General features: G+C 70.1%; 11 protein-coding genes. 5 read left to right on the top strand and 6 right to left on the bottom strand.

All coding sequences use genetic code 11. The features are described 5' to 3' along the window. Positions 1–11 precede the first annotated feature (11 nt). The 4 genes from HCT63_RS08675 to HCT63_RS08660 all read right to left on the bottom strand — a co-directional run bounded on the left by HCT63_RS08675 (position 12) and on the right by HCT63_RS08660 (position 4,911). Positions 12–3,095, bottom strand: a complete 3,084-nt coding sequence (locus HCT63_RS08675) for a M14 family zinc carboxypeptidase (RefSeq protein WP_167003239.1) — start codon at positions 3,093–3,095, stop codon at positions 12–14. A gap of 107 nt (positions 3,096–3,202) precedes the next feature. Then, on the bottom strand, positions 3,203–3,631 hold the full coding sequence (locus HCT63_RS08670) for a TA system VapC family ribonuclease toxin (protein WP_167003237.1): 429 nt from the start codon (positions 3,629–3,631) through the stop codon (positions 3,203–3,205). Beyond that, positions 3,628–3,861: a CopG family transcriptional regulator gene (locus HCT63_RS08665; RefSeq protein WP_167003234.1), complete on the bottom strand. Its 234-nt coding sequence runs from the start codon at positions 3,859–3,861 to the stop codon at positions 3,628–3,630. The genes HCT63_RS08670 and HCT63_RS08665 overlap by 4 nt, the downstream gene beginning before the upstream one ends. An 18-nt stretch (positions 3,862–3,879) precedes the next feature. Then, complete coding sequence (locus tag HCT63_RS08660) at positions 3,880–4,911, bottom strand: hypothetical protein (RefSeq protein WP_167003232.1); 1,032 nt, start codon at positions 4,909–4,911, stop codon at positions 3,880–3,882. Between the two features lie 75 nt (positions 4,912–4,986). On the opposite strand from HCT63_RS08660, the gene HCT63_RS08655 reads away from it, so the two are divergent. The 3 genes from HCT63_RS08655 (at position 4,987) to HCT63_RS08645 (ending at position 8,395) form a co-directional block, all read left to right on the top strand. Beyond that, positions 4,987–6,090, top strand: a complete 1,104-nt coding sequence (locus tag HCT63_RS08655) for an NAD(P)H-binding protein (protein WP_167003230.1) — start codon at positions 4,987–4,989, stop codon at positions 6,088–6,090. A 115-nt stretch (positions 6,091–6,205) separates the two neighbouring features. After that, entirely contained in the window at positions 6,206–7,636 is a 1,431-nt protein-coding gene (locus tag HCT63_RS08650) for an MFS transporter (RefSeq protein ID WP_167003228.1), read from the top strand. A 9-nt stretch (positions 7,637–7,645) separates the two neighbouring features. Next, entirely contained in the window at positions 7,646–8,395 is a 750-nt protein-coding gene (locus HCT63_RS08645; RefSeq protein ID WP_167003226.1) for a hypothetical protein, read from the top strand. Positions 8,396–8,421: 26 nt separating this feature from the next. Here the strand turns inward: HCT63_RS08645 and HCT63_RS08640 are convergent, their stop codons facing one another. Continuing rightward, positions 8,422–8,577 carry a hypothetical protein gene (locus HCT63_RS08640; RefSeq protein ID WP_167003224.1) on the bottom strand — a complete coding sequence of 52 codons (156 nt, stop codon included), beginning with the start codon at positions 8,575–8,577 and terminating at the stop codon, positions 8,422–8,424. A 7-nt stretch (positions 8,578–8,584) separates the two neighbouring features. Continuing rightward, positions 8,585–9,277 carry a phosphotransferase gene (locus HCT63_RS08635; protein WP_167003222.1) on the bottom strand — a complete coding sequence of 231 codons (693 nt, stop codon included), beginning with the start codon at positions 9,275–9,277 and terminating at the stop codon, positions 8,585–8,587. Between the two features lie 117 nt (positions 9,278–9,394). On the opposite strand from HCT63_RS08635, the gene HCT63_RS08630 reads away from it, so the two are divergent. Then, positions 9,395–9,676, top strand: a complete 282-nt coding sequence (locus HCT63_RS08630) for a hypothetical protein (RefSeq protein ID WP_167003220.1) — start codon at positions 9,395–9,397, stop codon at positions 9,674–9,676. Positions 9,677–9,847: 171 nt separating this feature from the next. Next, a complete protein-coding gene (locus tag HCT63_RS08625) occupies positions 9,848–14,557 on the top strand; it encodes a family 78 glycoside hydrolase catalytic domain (RefSeq protein WP_167003218.1) in 4,710 nt (1,569 codons plus the stop codon). The last annotated feature ends 21 nt before the right edge of the window (positions 14,558–14,578 follow it).

Below are 14,578 nucleotides of genomic sequence, written 5' to 3'. Positions count from 1 at the left end.
GTGCAGCGAGATCACCGCCGCACCTTGATCGTCACCACCTTCTTGGCCGAGGTGAGGTTGGCGTTGCCCAGGTAGGTCACGGTCACCCGCGTGGTGCCGTGGGACAGGCGCGGCAGCGTGATCGCGCCCTTGCCCTCGGCGTTGATCTGGACGGCGTAGGACCTCCTGCCCACCGTGACGACGGCCGCGCCGGTGGCGTTGACGCCCTTGGGCTCGACCCTGAGGGCGAGCCTCGCGCGCGTTCTCGTCGTGACGTGCTGGGGCGACACCGCAACCGACAGGGCTGCGGTGGCCTTCGTCACCTTGAGCGCCACGGGCGGCGAGGTGCTCGCCGCCAGCTCGGCACTGCCCCCGTACGTGGCGGTCAGCAGGTGGTTGCCGACCGACCCGATCGCCGCCAGCCGGACCTTCGCACGGCCGTCCGCATCGATCTCCGCCGACCCGGCGGCTTCGCCGTCGACATAGACGGTGACGACGCCCGACGGGGTCGGCTGGTCGCCGGCTCCCGGTGCCGTGACGTGGATCGCGGCGGTGACCCCGGTCTTCCCCGCGACGACCGTCGTACGGTTGAGCGTCAACGCGGTCGCCGACGCGGGCAGGGGCTCCTCGTACCCGATCTCGGCGATCCAGGTCCGGTAGTTGCCCTCGCGTCCCGGGATGAAGTGCCGCTCGACGTTGCCGCGGCTGTCGACGGTGATCCAGCGGATCTCCGCCCCTTCGTCGACCTTGATCCGCTCGCCGCCCTCGCGCAGGCCGGCCGCGGCGTACATGGTCGACCTCAGGTTCGGAACCGTGCCGTCGGTCGTGTAGAAGACGCTCGCCGGCTCGTTGGTGGCGAACTCGACGTTGACCTTGCCCTCGACGGTGCTGGAGGTCACCTTCACCTCGCTGACCGGCGTCACCGTGTCGGTTTCGTGGTCACGCGCGATCCGCAGCATCTCGATCAGACCGTTGGAGAACTCCATCGCCTCCTGGTGCGCACCCGGTCCGGTCGGCGTCTCGGCCTCGAACGGCGGCTGGAACGTCGAGCCGACCTCGAAGTCCCAGGCAAAGATGCCGTACTTGTACCAGAGCATGTCGCCGGAGTTGCCCGCCGCCGAGTAGAGCGTGTCGACCACGCGCCCGGTCCGTGCCGGTGTCACCGACATGCCCCGGTGCCGCTTGATCGCGGTGAGGATGCGCGACGACGCACCTTGGAAGAGCGACTCCTCCTCCAAGGTGGGCTCCGGAGCGGTGACCCGCCCCGGCACCTGGTAGGCGGCCGGCGACCACATGAAGTAGTTGCCGGAGCTGTGCACGTTCATCGACCACTTGATGTTGGGCCGTGCGGCGACCCAGTCGACGTTGCGCGCCTCGGGCTCGCTCAGCTCCGCCGGACCGGCGAACGTCCCGCTGGTGCAGCTCGGCGACGCTCCCGAGTAGCCGTCGAACAGGCTGTACTCGTCGTAGTTGCGGTTGACGTCGACGCCCCATGAGTCGCGGGAGTTGGCGTCGACGTTGCCGCCCGCCGCGCAGTGGTTGACCATGTTCTTGCGCTGCGAGCTGAAGTCGTAGAACGAGTAGTGACCGCCGTCGGGGTTGACCGACGGGAGCACCCAGATCTCGAGGTTGTCGACCAGATCCTTGGTCGCCGGGTGCGACGCGTAGTTGCGCAGCAGCCGCTCGGCGGTCTCGATCGTGACCAGCGGCGGCACCCACTCGCGCGCATGCTCCTGCGCGTAGTAGAAGACGCCCGGCTTCGAGCCGTCCCGCACCTTGCCGATCTTGATCGCGTACACCGGGTGCTGCGCGCGGGAGACGGTCGCCGGCGCATCGAGCCCGTCGGTGAGGGTGGTCGCCGCGGTTGCCGGCACGATGCCGTCGCCGACGTTGCCGCGGTAGGTGTACGCCGACACGAGGGCGCTCGCAGAGGCGTCGGCGTTGAGGGCGGCGGCGACCTGCGCGGCCGTGCTCGTGGCCGCACCGCCGGAGTCGGTCGCCGAGGTGACCGTGATCGCCTTGTCGGAGACGGAGACCGTCAGCGGCTGGTCGGGCGTGGCCGGGTGCTCGACCGCGACGGTGATGCCGTTGCCGCCCTCGGACCCGTACGCCTTCGAGTCGACGCCGATACGCCGCGGGTGGTCCGCAGCCGCCGTGCCTGCGGGGATGACGGCCTGAGCCAGGCGCCGGTAGCCATTGGTCTGGTGCGGCAGCTCGACGATCTCGGCCAGGTCGGGGAAGTCCGTCGCCAGCTGCTTGATCCGGTCGTACAGCTGGGTCGGATCGAGGTACGAGCTGACGAAGTCCTCCTGGTAGCCCGCGCCCTTGAACGGGTCGGGCTCGTCGCCCGTGGGCAGCCAGTCGGTCACCTTGGCGATCGCCACGTCACCGGTCGGGCTGGTGATCCGGATCCGGTCTGGACGCGTCGTCACCGCCTGCTCGCCCGTCGTCGGGCTCGCCCCGCGGTGGTAGAGGTAGACGTCGGCGTCGACGAAGCGGTTGATGGTCTGCGAGCCGCCGCTGCCGAAAGCCGTCCCCGGGCCACTGTCGCGCTCGACGGTGAGGGTGTCGGTGGCGTTCTGCCCGTTGGCCCACTTAGCCTCGACCGAGAGCACGGGGACGCCGAACGCGGTGAAGTACTGCGCGCGCGTGATCTTCACGTCGGAGACGTCCGGGTGGGTCGCCTCGTCCGCGAACGCCGTGTTCTCGGCCTTGGCCGCGGCGACCGTCGCGTCGCGCTCGGCGAGCGCGGTCTCGGTGTCCTTCTCGGTGTAGAGGACCCCGCCTGCCTCGAAGCCGGCCTTCTCCAGCGCCTCGAGCTCGTGGGGTGTGACGATGGCGCGGACCTCGAGGCCGTCCGGGCGCTGCTCGACGCCGTGGTCGAGGTCGACGCCGGTCGCCACGAGCCGGTCGAGCTCAGCGGTGCCCGGCACGGTGATCTCGACGACCGAGGGCACCTCGTCGGGGAGGCGTTCGAGGGTGACGGTGTCGGGTGCGGGCGGGGACGGATCGGCGAAAGCCGCCGGTACGGTCGTGCTGGCGGCGATCAGGCTCGGCACCGTGAGCGCGAGCGCGACAGCGGTGACCTTCCTGCGCAGGGGTGAGGATCTTGGCATGGGGGCGACATCCTTTTTCTGGAGGTGAAGAAGGCGGATGGCGACACCGTAGAGTGAAATGGATCACACTGCCCGTCGTAGGCCGCGAGGGCCGTTCGAGGGGTCGCTCAGAGCACGACGAGGTGGTCGTTCGTCGCGCCGGGCACCGCGGACACCGGGATCGCGCGGTCGAACGTCACGAACCTCCCGCGGTGTGCGACCGCGGTCGCGAGGAGGTAGAGGTCGGTGACCTGGCGCGGCCCGTGGATCCGACGTGGGTCGACGAACGTCTCGTCGAGCAGGCTGCGGTCGCTGGGCCAGAACTCGTGGTGCTCGGTGCTGCACGCCCGGGCCAGCATCTGGATCGCCTGCGCGACCGGGACCGGGCTCGGGTATTGCGGCTGGCCGACCACGCGGACGAACCCGTTCTGGGTCAGCGGGCAGGACGCCCAGCCCTGTGTGATCTCGGCCGTCAGCCAGTCACGGGCACGGGCGTGATCGGCGTGGTCGCGGTCGAACAGAGCGAGCAGCACGTTGACGTCGAGGAGCGCCCTCACTCGCCGATCTCCTCGCGCAGCTCGTCCACCAGCGCGTTGGAGACGACGGGGCCTCGGTGCGGCAGGGGAGAGAAGCCGAAGAAGCCCTCGTCGGGCTTCATGTCGACCGAACGGGTGAGCGACTCGCGGACGAGGTCTGAGACGACTGCGCCGGCGCTGCGTCCCTCGCGCCGCGCCCGCTCCTTGACCGCGCGAAGCACGTCGTCGTCGATGTCAAGAGTGGTGCGCACGCACATGATGCTAACGCATCACCTGCGACCGAAGGGGTCGCTCTCGCCCGGCCACCATCGCTCAACCGGGCCGAGGTCCTCGGCGAACGGCGTGCGCCAGGCGAGATGCCCGAGGATCGCGATCACGTACTGGTCGAACGACATGCCGTACGTCGTCGCGCGCGACCTGAGCTCGGCATGGAGGCCGTCGGGCATCCCCTGCACCGAGAAGCTGACGTTCTCGCCCTGTCGGATGGCGGCGTGCTCGCGCCAGAGGAAGCGGTCCTGGTCGCGGTCGAGCGGGTCGTACATGAGCTCGGCGAGGGGAGGGAGCGGGTCGCAGAAGAGGGACGGGTCCTCGAGCTTGGCCTGTGCGATCGCGCGCAGAAGGTCCGCGGGACGCGCATCCAGGCCGCGCTCTTCGAACCCCCACCACTCCTGCTTGCGGTAGTGGTCGGCCAGCAGCTCGGAGATCCGCGCGATGTGGTCGGGGGACACCTCAGGCTCGTCCACCCGTCCTGCGACGACGGCTCCGCCGGTCCAGCGGAGGCCAACGAGCCCGTACGGCGGGATCGTCGGGAGCCATCCGGACGGGCCGACGAGCGTCTCGTCTCCGAACGGGGACGTGGAGACCGGCAGAGGTCGCCCGTGCTCGTGCTCCTCGCGCACGATCATCTCGATCGGGAGGAGTGAGGTGCCCCCGCGGACATCGACGCGCTCCGTGGTGGTGGCGCGCACCCGCTGGGTGAAGACGCATCCGTCGAGCACGGAGGCGAGATGGCTCACCGTCCCGTCGGGATGGCCGACCAGCATCAAGGTCTCGGTGACCGCGTTGAGCACGTCGGCGTCGCGGATCGTGAGGTCAGGACGGCGGCGTCGCACGTCGACGGTGAGCTGGCCGACCGGGGTCCGTGGCGCGAACCGCACCATCTCGGCCAGCTCGTCGCCGAGGTCGTGGAGGAACCGGGCGAATGCGCCGGTGTCGGCGTTGTTGGGGATCGTTATGCATGCAGGGTGTGTCCGCCTGGGAGCCTCGGCTGGCGCTGTCCACAGGGGCCGTCCGGTGGCCATGACCTGGGTGTGGAGAAGCCGGATCTTCGGCCGAAGGGCTCCCCGAGATGCGCAATAAGATATACGATCTGCCCCATGGCCTACAGCACGATCACCTCCCTCGACGCGACCTCCGCTCAGCAGCGCAGTCACGAGCTGCGCACGCGTCTCCTCTCCAGCACCTCGGGCACCTATGCGACCGGCCCCACCGGCAGCGGCAACGGTGAGCGCGTCCTCGTGCTCGGCGGCACCGGATACATCGGCCGCGCGCTCGTGCCGGAGCTGGCCCGGCGCGGATACAAGCCTGCGGTGCTGGCACGCGACGCGGCGGTGAAGAACGATCCGGTCTTCCTCGACGCCGGCGCGGAGATCGTGTCCGGAGACGCCACGCGCCCCGAGGACGTCGAGAACGCCGTCGCGGCGGCGCCGACGGCCGTGGTCGTGTCGCTGCTCAGCGGTCGCCGCCCGAACGACGCCGAAGAGTGCAAGCTCGTCGACTACGACGCGGTCATGAACGGCATCCGTTCCGCCGTCGGCCACCAGGTGCAGCAGTTCATCCACGTCAGCGACTACGGCGCGTACCGGCCCGAGCTGATCCCGCAGGTCTACAAGCTGCAGGTCGAGGGCGAGCTCATGGGCCAGCACCACGGCGCGCTGCCGTGGACGATCGTGCGGCCGACGGCGTACTACCCCTACCTGTCGATGACGTTCGGCGACGTCAAGAACGGTCTGCCGTACCGGATCTTCGACCACGGCGAGTACAACGTCGTCAACCCGATCGCGCGTGAGGACCTCGCCGAGTTCCTCACCAACCAGGTGCTCTCGCCGGAGGCGCTCGGTCGCGTGCTCCCCGTCGGTGGACCCTGGCAGGCCGACAACGTGGTCACGCTCAAGGACGCCGGCCAGATGATGTTCGACGTCACCGGACGCGACCCGCAGTGGGACGTCGTGCCCATGACGACCTGGGACAAGAAGATCGCGCGCCTGCAGCGCATCGGCAAGTACAGCAAGAAGGTCGCGCCGGTCGCGTACTACCTCGAGGCCGCAAAGTACTGGTCGGTCGTCGATCACGTCGCCCCGGCGTACGGGACGCGCACGCTGCGCGAGTTCATGGAGAAGCTCAAGGACCGGGAGTTCCCGACCGGCAGCTTCCGCGAGCGGATGAAGAGCGGCACGGCTGTGATGCCGACCGACATCTGAGTCGCCTCCCGTCGCTAAAGGGTCGCGCCTCACCCTCCTAAGTTGGACAGCGCAGTACGAGTTGGTGTATGCCTGGAGTATCTCGTACTTGCGTGTCCAACTTAGGAGGAGTGTCATGGCGACCTCCGCACACCCGTCCGACGGCCCGACGGGCCAGGCTTCGACCCCGTACCCGCAGCGCTGGCTCGCGCTCGCCCTGCTGGGCATCGCGCAGTTCATGCTCATCCTCGACGTCACCGTCGTGGCGATCGCGCTGCCGCACATGGGTGCCGACGTGGGCCTCAGTCGCGAGGAGCTGACCTGGGTCGTCAGCGCGTACACCCTGACCTTCGGCGGGCTGATGCTCCTCGGAGGGCGTCTCGCCGACCTCATCGGGCCCAAGGCGCTCGTCTTCGCCGGGCTCGCCGTGTTCACGATCGCGTCGCTGGTCACCGGCGCCGCGGAGGAGGCGGGGACCGTCCTCGCGGGCCGTGTCGGCCAGGGGCTCGGTGCGGCGATGCTCTCGCCCGCTGCCCTCTCGGCGGTCGTGCGCATGTTCGACGGCGACGAGCGCAACCGTGCCCTGGGGATCTGGTCCGCCCTCGGCGGAGGCGGCGCCGCGGTCGGTGTCCTCGTCGGTGGTGTGCTGACCGCCGGCCCGGGCTGGCCGTGGGTGTTCTACGTGAACGTCCCGATCGGCGCGATCGTGCTCGTCGTCCTCGCGCGCGTGCTCCCCAGTCTGCCGCCGGCGGGCCTCGGCGCCTCCCGGCGACCGGACGTCCTCGGTGCGGTGCTCGTCACCGCGGCGACCGGCACCCTGATCTACGCGATGATCGACGCCGGGGACGACGGCTGGCTGGAGCCGCGGACGTTGACCCTCTTCGCCGTCTCCGTCGTGCTCTACCTGGCGTTCGGCCTCTGGCAGCGGATCGCCCCCTCACCTTTGATGGACCTGCACCTGCTCGCGCGCAGGCCGGTCAGCTCCGGCATCTTCGTCATCGCGATCACGACGGCCCTGATGGTGGCGGTGTTCTTCCTGGGCTCGTTCTACCTCCAGGGGCGCGCGGACCTCGGTCCGCTCGCGACGGGGCTGCTGTTCCTGCCCGTCGCGCTGGCGACCATGGCGGGAGCCCAGATCGGTGGCCGGCTCATCGGCCGTACGGGCGGACGCGCGCTCGGGGTCGGCGGGATGCTCCTCGCCGCCGCGGGTCTCGCCGTCCCGGTGCTCTGGACGACGACCGTCGGCGTGGTCGTCGGCATCAGCGTAAGCGCGGCTGGGCTCGGGACGCTGTTCGTGGTGGCGTCAGCCACGGCGCTCGGCATGGTGGCACCGCACGAGGCGGGCATCGCCTCCGGCATCGTCTCCACGTTCCACGAGTTCGGCGCGTCGCTCGGGGCGGCGGTCGTGTCGAGCGTCGCCGCCGCCAGCCTGGTCGACCAGACCGCCTCGGGATACACCGCGGCGTTCCTGGTCGCCGCCGTCGCCGCCGCCGTCTCGGCAGCGGTTGCCGGGCTTGTCCTGCCCGGGAGGGTGAAGACCGCCCCGGAGGAGGCTGTCGCCCGATAGGTTCCGGGCATGGAGAGTGCCGGGCGCGTCGTCGCCCTCAACCACGTAGGCATCAGCGTCGCGGACCTGGAGGCGGCACGCCGCTTCTGGATCGGCGGCCTGTCGGCGCACGAGCACGGGGCTTTCGGGTGGCCGGTCGGGACGGCCCCGGCGGACGAGTCGCTCGCGACCGAGGGCACGTCGGCCGAGGTGATCCTGCTTCGTACGGACGCCGCGTTCATGGAGCTCTTCGCGTTCGCGTCGCCGACCCCTGGCGTACGGAGTCCGGGATCGCCCGGCGTCAAGGGCCTCGTCTGGGCGGCGGTCGACCCTGACGCGACGTACGCGCAGGCGGTCGACGCCGGCGGTACCCCGTCGGGCGCGCGCCGCGTACGGTGCCCGGACGGCACGCCGGTGACGGTGGTCGCCAGCGACGGGCCGACGGGTCTCGTCGGTGTCCTCGTCCAGGTCCCCGACGCCGAGGCGCACGCACTTCCGACGGTTCCCGGCCCTGTCGCCGTCGAGGTGTTGGGAGGCGCCGACGAGCCGCGGGCCCGCCCGGTCGACCTCGGCGTCAACCACCTCTGCCTCGACGTCACGGACATCGACGGCGTACGGCAGAAGGTCGCCGGGACGACGTGGCACCACGACGTCACCGAGTCCAGCGGTGGCATCGCGGCCGTCTGCTACGGCACGACGAGCGACGGTGTCCTCGTCGAGCTCCTGGAGTCGCGCACGCCGGACGCGTTCCTGTCACGCACCCGGCTCGCGTACCCGTAGGGCTCGCCGCTGGTCCCGCGCGCGCCTCAGTCGCGCCCGCCCCGCCAGGCCGCGACGACGGCGGTGATCCCGGCAAGGCCGGGGAGCACGACGGTGACCGTCCCGAGCCAGACCGGGACGACGGTCTCGTAGGCCTCGCCGCCCAGCGTGGCGACCGTCAACCCGACGCAGGTGGCGACCACGAACAGTTCAGGACGACAGGTGCGCAGTGTCGCGGCGATAGAGCGCCGCGTCGTCGTGGAGGAAGGCGTCGCCCAGCCGTTCGGCTGCTGCCGCAGTGAGGTCGGCGAGCTCGAGCAGCCGTGCCGGAACCATCGCCGAGACCTCGTCCGCCTCCAGGGCCGGGTCGTACAGGCGCGCTAGCTTTTCAAGTCGCCGACGCCGCTGGCGGTCGGTGAACCCATCGCCCAAGTCGGCGGTCGAGAGCGGCACGATCCGGTACGCGAGGTAGGCGAGATCCCATACCCGCGGGCCCGGCGACGCGAAGTCCCAGTCGATGGCGCCGATGGCGCGGCCCTCGTCGAACACGAGGTTGTACGGCGCGAAGTCGTTGTGGCAGATGACCTCCGCGGGTTGGCGCACGGGGGACCGCCACGGTCCCGACCTCGGTGCGCTCGCCGACGCGTCGTGAGCCCTACGAAGGAGCTCCACCGTCGACTCGAGCGCAAGGTCTCCCCACACCCAGTCCGGCATGGGGTAGGCGGGGACGGTGCCTTCGAGGTAGGTGAGCCGTTCCCGCCCGTCCGGCATGATCTCGAGGGGCTCCGGGACCCCCGCCAGGCCGGCCGCGTTGAGCGTTCTCAGGAGCGCGTGGACCGCCTCCGACCACGCACCCGCCGGGCGTACGACCGTGCCGCCCTCCCGGGTCACGTGGCTCCTCATGACCGCAGGGTAGCCGCCGTCCGTACCGGCGGGTTGTCCACCCAGCGGACACTCGCTTGAACGCGGGCGCATCGCGACGAACGGTGGGAGGACCTGTTCACCACGGAAGGAGAGCTCATGCTCACCCTCACCGAGAACGCCAGCGACATCGTCACGACCCTGGTCAACAAGCAGGTCCCCTCCGAGAACGGGGGTCTCCGCATCAGCGGACCGGGTGCGGAGGGCTTCGCCATCGCCGCCGTACTGGCAGGCGAGCCTGGTGACACGCTCGTCGAGTCGGGTGAGGCCAAGGTCTACCTCGAGGACGGCGCCTCTGCGGTGCTGGACGACAAGATCCTCGACGCCCAGGTCACGCCGGACGGCAACGTGCAGTTCCAGATCGCGGAGCAACCGCGCTAGAGGACGAAGGGCCGCCCGCACTCGACTCGGGTCGAGGGCGGGCGGCCTCTGCTGTCCAATGGTCGGAGCCCCGTCGCGCGTGTTGGCCGCAACCGGTCACTTCTGTTGTCCGCGTCATATCAGGTGTGGTTACGTTCCCTCGTTGAATCGTTTTAATTCCTGAGGAGAATCGTGCCGAAGCCCGCGTCGGAACGCCGACCGCTCGATCGGGGTCGTGTCGCTGCGGCTCTCGTCGTGGTGCTTGCCCTGCTCTTTCCCGCGCTGAACGCCGCCCCCGCGGTCGGAGCAGCACCGACCGCGTCGCCGAAGGGCGTGAAGCTCGTCGACCTCGAGGTCGAGAAGAAGCCGACGCCGATCGGACTCGATGTCGAGAAGCCGAGGTTCAGCTGGGTGATCTCGACGAAGCAACGCGACGTCAGGCAGACGTCGTACCGCCTGAGGCTCGCCACCACGGAGAAGGGCCTCACCGGCAACCGGACGAGCTGGGACAGCGGCACCGTACGGTCGCAGGAGTCGGCGAACGTCGCGTACGCCGGTCCGGTCCTCGACCCGGCGACCCGCTACCACTGGCGCGTCGACGTCGTGACGAGCGCGGGCAAGGCCGGCGCGACGAGCACGTTCCGCACCGGACTGCTCGGAGAGACAGACTGGGCCGGCAGCGCGTGGATCGGCAACGAGCGCGTGGCGGAGACCGACTCGCTCGACCCGAGGGGCGCCTCGTGGATCTGGACCCCGGAGGCAACCACCCCGGTCGCGCCCGCGGAGCCCCGCGCGTTCCGCTCCACGTGGGACGCGCCGGAGGGCAAGACGGCGATCAGCGCCGAGATCCTCCTCACCGCCGACGACCTGTTCCGCGTCTGGCTCAACGGCTCGCTCCTCGGTGAGACCAGCGGCGCGGAGAACGAGTGGCAGCAGTCGCACCTCTACAAGGTCGCGCTGCGGCCGGATCGCAACGTCCTCGCCGTGCGCACCGACAACGGGCCCGGATCGCCCGCCGGCCTGATCGCCAAGATCCGGACGACGTGGTCCGACGGCTCGACGACGGTCACGACCACCGACACCTCCTGGAAGGCGAGCAAGCAGGTCACGGACGGATTCCAGGAACCCGGTTTCGATGACAGTGCGTGGGCGCCGGCTGTGGTCCAGGCCGCGTACGGCAGCGGCCCGTGGGGGAGCGGCGTCCGCCCGCCTGCGAAGAAGACCGCTCCTGCACCGCTCCTGCGCAAGGAGTTCTCCGTCGGCAAGAACCTCACTGCGGCGACGCTCTTCGTCGCGGCGGGCGGCTATGCCGACGTCAGCGTGAACGGTGCGCCGATCAGCAAGGATGTACTGTCGCCGGGGTTCACCGACTTCGACGACCGCGCACAGTACGTCGGCACCGACTTGACCGACCAGCTCCAGCCCGGCAAGAACGCGCTGGGCGTCGAGCTCGGTCGCGGCTTCTACGGGATGACCGGCGGCAACGTCTGGCGGTGGGAGTCGCCGCCGTGGCACGACGAGCCCGTCACCCGTGCGGTCCTGCGGCTCGAGTACGCGGACGGGACCACCAAGAACGTGGTGACCGACGACTCCTGGACGATCCACGACGGCCCGACGGTCTTCGACGACCTCTTCGCCGGCGAGACGTACGACGCGCGCCTGGTGCAGGACGGGTTCGACGAGGTCGGGTTCGACGACGCGGCATGGAAGCATGCGAGCGAGGTCGACGGACCGAAGGGCACGCTGGTCAACCAGCGGCAGCAGCCGATCCGTGTCACTGAGTCGCTGCCTGCCGAAGAGATCACGGAGCCTGCCGACGGCGTGTACGTCGTGAAGTTCCCCCGGGTCCTCGCCGGATGGGTCGAGCTCACCGCCAAGGGCGCCGCAGGCACGACGATCAAGGCGCAGTACGGCGAGAAGCTCAAGGCCGACGGCCGACCGAACTTCTCCAACAACGGAGGCTTCCAGTCCGGCTTCCAGACCGACCGCTTCATCTTGGCCGGCACAGGGGAGAAGGAGTCGTGGGAGTCGCAGTTCTCCTACAAGGGCTTCCAGTACGTCGAGGTCACCGGGTGGCCGGGCGACGAAGCACCGCCGCTCAGCGCGTTCTCGGCCAAGGCGGTGCACACCGACGCCGCGGAGACCGGATCGTTCGAGAGCTCCAGCCGGATCATGAACGACGTGCACCGTGCTGTCGTCGACACGCTCAAGAACAACATCCACGGGATCCCGACCGACACCCCGATGTTCGAGAAGAACGGGTGGACCGGTGACGCGGCCGTCGGCGCCGAGATGTTCATGATGAACCTCGACGTCCACGAGCTCTTCGCCAAGTGGACGACCGACATGAACGACACCCGCGACGCCGAGGGCGCGCCGATGGTGATCGCGCCGAGCTCCGGCAGCTGGGGGGAGTGGGGCGTCGCGCCGCCGTGGCACTCCGCGTACGTGATGATCCCGTGGTGGCTCTATCAGTACGGCGGAGACACCCGCACGCTCACCCACTACTACGACGGCATGAAGAAGTACGTCGACCTCGAGTTCGGTCGCTCCGCGGACGGGCTCGTGACCAATCCCCGCCTGGGTGACTGGGTGAGCCCTGAGGCGAGCCCAGCCGGTGGCAACGCACCCGAGGACACGCGGGTCTCGGGTACGGCGTACCTGTACGCGATGCTGACGTCGATGGAGCGCTCGGCCCGGTTCCTCGGCAAGGACGCCGATGCCGACGCCTTCGCGAAGAACGCCGCCGTCGTGAAGAAGACCTTCAACGACCGCTTCCTCGACCGCGCCGCCGGCTCTTACCGCGGCAACGGCGACCGCGGCTACCGACAGACGCACAACGTGCTCGCGCTCGCGTTCGGGCTGGCCCCGGACGAGGCGACCGCGAAGACGGCCGCGGCAAGCATCGTCGCTGACGTCAAGGACAAGGGCATGCACCTCAACACGGGTGTGCTCGGCACGAAGTACCTCTTGCCGGTCCTCACCGACCACGGTTACGCCGACATCGCGTACGAGCTCGCCACGCAGACGACGTATCCCAGCTGGGGCTTCATGACCGAGAACGGCGGCACGTCGATGTGGGAGCACTGGGCGCTCGACGCCCGCTCCCGCGGCCACTACTTCCTCGGCACGGTCGACGACTGGTACTACCACGACGTGGCGGGCATCAGCCCGTCGGAGGAGACCGGCTACCGCAACGTCTCCATCGCCCCGGCGGTCACCGACAAGATGGACTGGGCACGCGCCTCGACCAAGACGCCGTACGGTCCGGTCAGCAACAGCTGGCGGCGCAGCGGCGACCGCCTCACGATGGATGTCGACGTGCCGGTCGGCTCCACCGCGACCGTGCGCATCCCTGCCGCGAACGCGCTCGCCGTCACCGAGGGAGGGCGTGCGGTCGCCGACGCCGAGGGTGTCCATGACGTGTCGTACGCCGGCGGCGACGTCGTCGTCGAGGTCGGCTCCGGCTCGTACGCGTTCGTCTCCGACGATCAGGCCGGCCTCGTCGGGGACGTGAAGGACCGCATCGGGGAGCTGCGGACGAGCCTGCGCGACGTCAGTGGTGGGCGTGCGGCGATGCTCGCGCTTGCCCGCGTCGCGGCGTCCGGCGCGGACGCCTCCGCCACGGCGGCTCTTGCGCATGCCCGTCAGGACCGCGACGAGAAGGCGGCCGACGCGCTCGTCCTCGCGCACCACGCCCTGAAGCCGCTCGACCACCTGATCGCCTCGGCGGGTCTGTCGGACAGCGACGAGCAGAAGGTACGCGCGGCGCTCGAGGGCGCGCGCGGCGCCACATCCGTCGCCGTGGCGGACCTGCTCGAGCTGTCGTTCCGCGCGACGGCACCGGACACCGCCGTACGACCCGGTGACGACGTCGCCGTGACAGTGACGGCGAGCAACGGCGGGCGGCGTCAGTCGAGCGACATCACCGCCTCTGCTGTCGAGCTGCCTGACGGGTGGGCAGCCGGGAAGCCGGTGACGCTCGCGAAGAAGCTCGCCCCGGGCGAGCAGAAGAGCACGGACCTCACCGTCACCGTCGACGAGGAGCAGAAGCCGGCCTCGGTCACGGCGTCGGCACGGGTCGGCTTCGTGGTCTCCGGCGCACACCTGGCGGTCTCGAAGCGCTTCACGGTCGGTGTCGCCTCTCCGGTCGCGCTGGACGAAGTCGTCGTGACGCCGAGCGAGGTCCGCCCCGGTGGGGAGGCAACGGTGACCACGCGCGTCCGCAACCTGGGCCGGGTGCCCGTCACCGGCTCGGTCGAGGTCGGGGTCCCGAAGGGCTGGACCGTGCCGGAGCCCGTGGACGTCGAGGTGGCAGCGGGTGGCGAGGAGACGGTGTCGCTGTCCGTGGCTGTTCCCCGCGACACCGAGCGGGCCCGCGCCCAGCACTCGCTCGACGTGGCGTTCACCCGCGACGGCGAGAAGCTCGCCACCGGCAGCGGGACGGCGGTGGTCGTGATCGATCCGTCGGTCGCGGATGCGATCGACCACGTCGACCTCGGGGCGGCGTCCTCGGAGCAGGCGCACGGTCTGACGGCATCCAGCTCGTCCGGAACGAGCAACGAGGCAGGGCTGACGCGGCGGTACGCGGGTCACCTCACGCCGTTCTCGCACTTCGCGTTCGACCTCGAGATCGAGCCCGGCAAACCGTTCGTGCTCCGCGCGGTCGAGACGTACGACCGAGCGCAGACCAAGCGCTACAAGGTCTACGTCGACGGCGAGGAAGTACTGCTGCGGACGCACCAGCGCACCGTGGGCGCCGGCACCGAGACGCACGAGGTCGTCGTGCCGGCAGCGCTGGCCGCGGCGGACGGGACCGTGCGTGTGAAGTTCGAGAACCAGGACGACCCGGCGTACTACGACCCCTCGATCGCCGACGTCTGGTCGCGACCGCTCGGGTAGGGCGGCGCGGCGCAGGCCTAC

Source organism: Mumia sp. ZJ430 (assembly GCF_011751845.1).
Lineage (GTDB): Bacteria > Actinomycetota > Actinomycetes > Propionibacteriales > Nocardioidaceae > Mumia.
The sequence above is the reverse complement of the archived record's forward strand: the minus strand, read 5'-3'. Positions and strand labels throughout refer to the sequence as shown.

Excerpts from the sequence above, each read along its gene's own strand:
- HCT63_RS08630 (WP_167003220.1), top strand. The coding sequence starts at position 9,395 with ATGCTCACCCTCACCGAGAACGCCAGCGACATCGTCACGACCCTGGTC.
- HCT63_RS08675 (WP_167003239.1), bottom strand. The coding sequence starts at position 3,095 with ATGCCAAGATCCTCACCCCTGCGCAGGAAGGTCACCGCTGTCGCGCTC.
- HCT63_RS08655 (WP_167003230.1), top strand. The coding sequence starts at position 4,987 with ATGGCCTACAGCACGATCACCTCCCTCGACGCGACCTCCGCTCAGCAG.
- HCT63_RS08645 (WP_167003226.1), top strand. The coding sequence starts at position 7,646 with ATGGAGAGTGCCGGGCGCGTCGTCGCCCTCAACCACGTAGGCATCAGC.
- HCT63_RS08650 (WP_167003228.1), top strand. The coding sequence starts at position 6,206 with ATGGCGACCTCCGCACACCCGTCCGACGGCCCGACGGGCCAGGCTTCG.
- HCT63_RS08660 (WP_167003232.1), bottom strand. The coding sequence starts at position 4,911 with ATGGCCACCGGACGGCCCCTGTGGACAGCGCCAGCCGAGGCTCCCAGG.
- HCT63_RS08635 (WP_167003222.1), bottom strand. The coding sequence starts at position 9,277 with ATGAGGAGCCACGTGACCCGGGAGGGCGGCACGGTCGTACGCCCGGCG.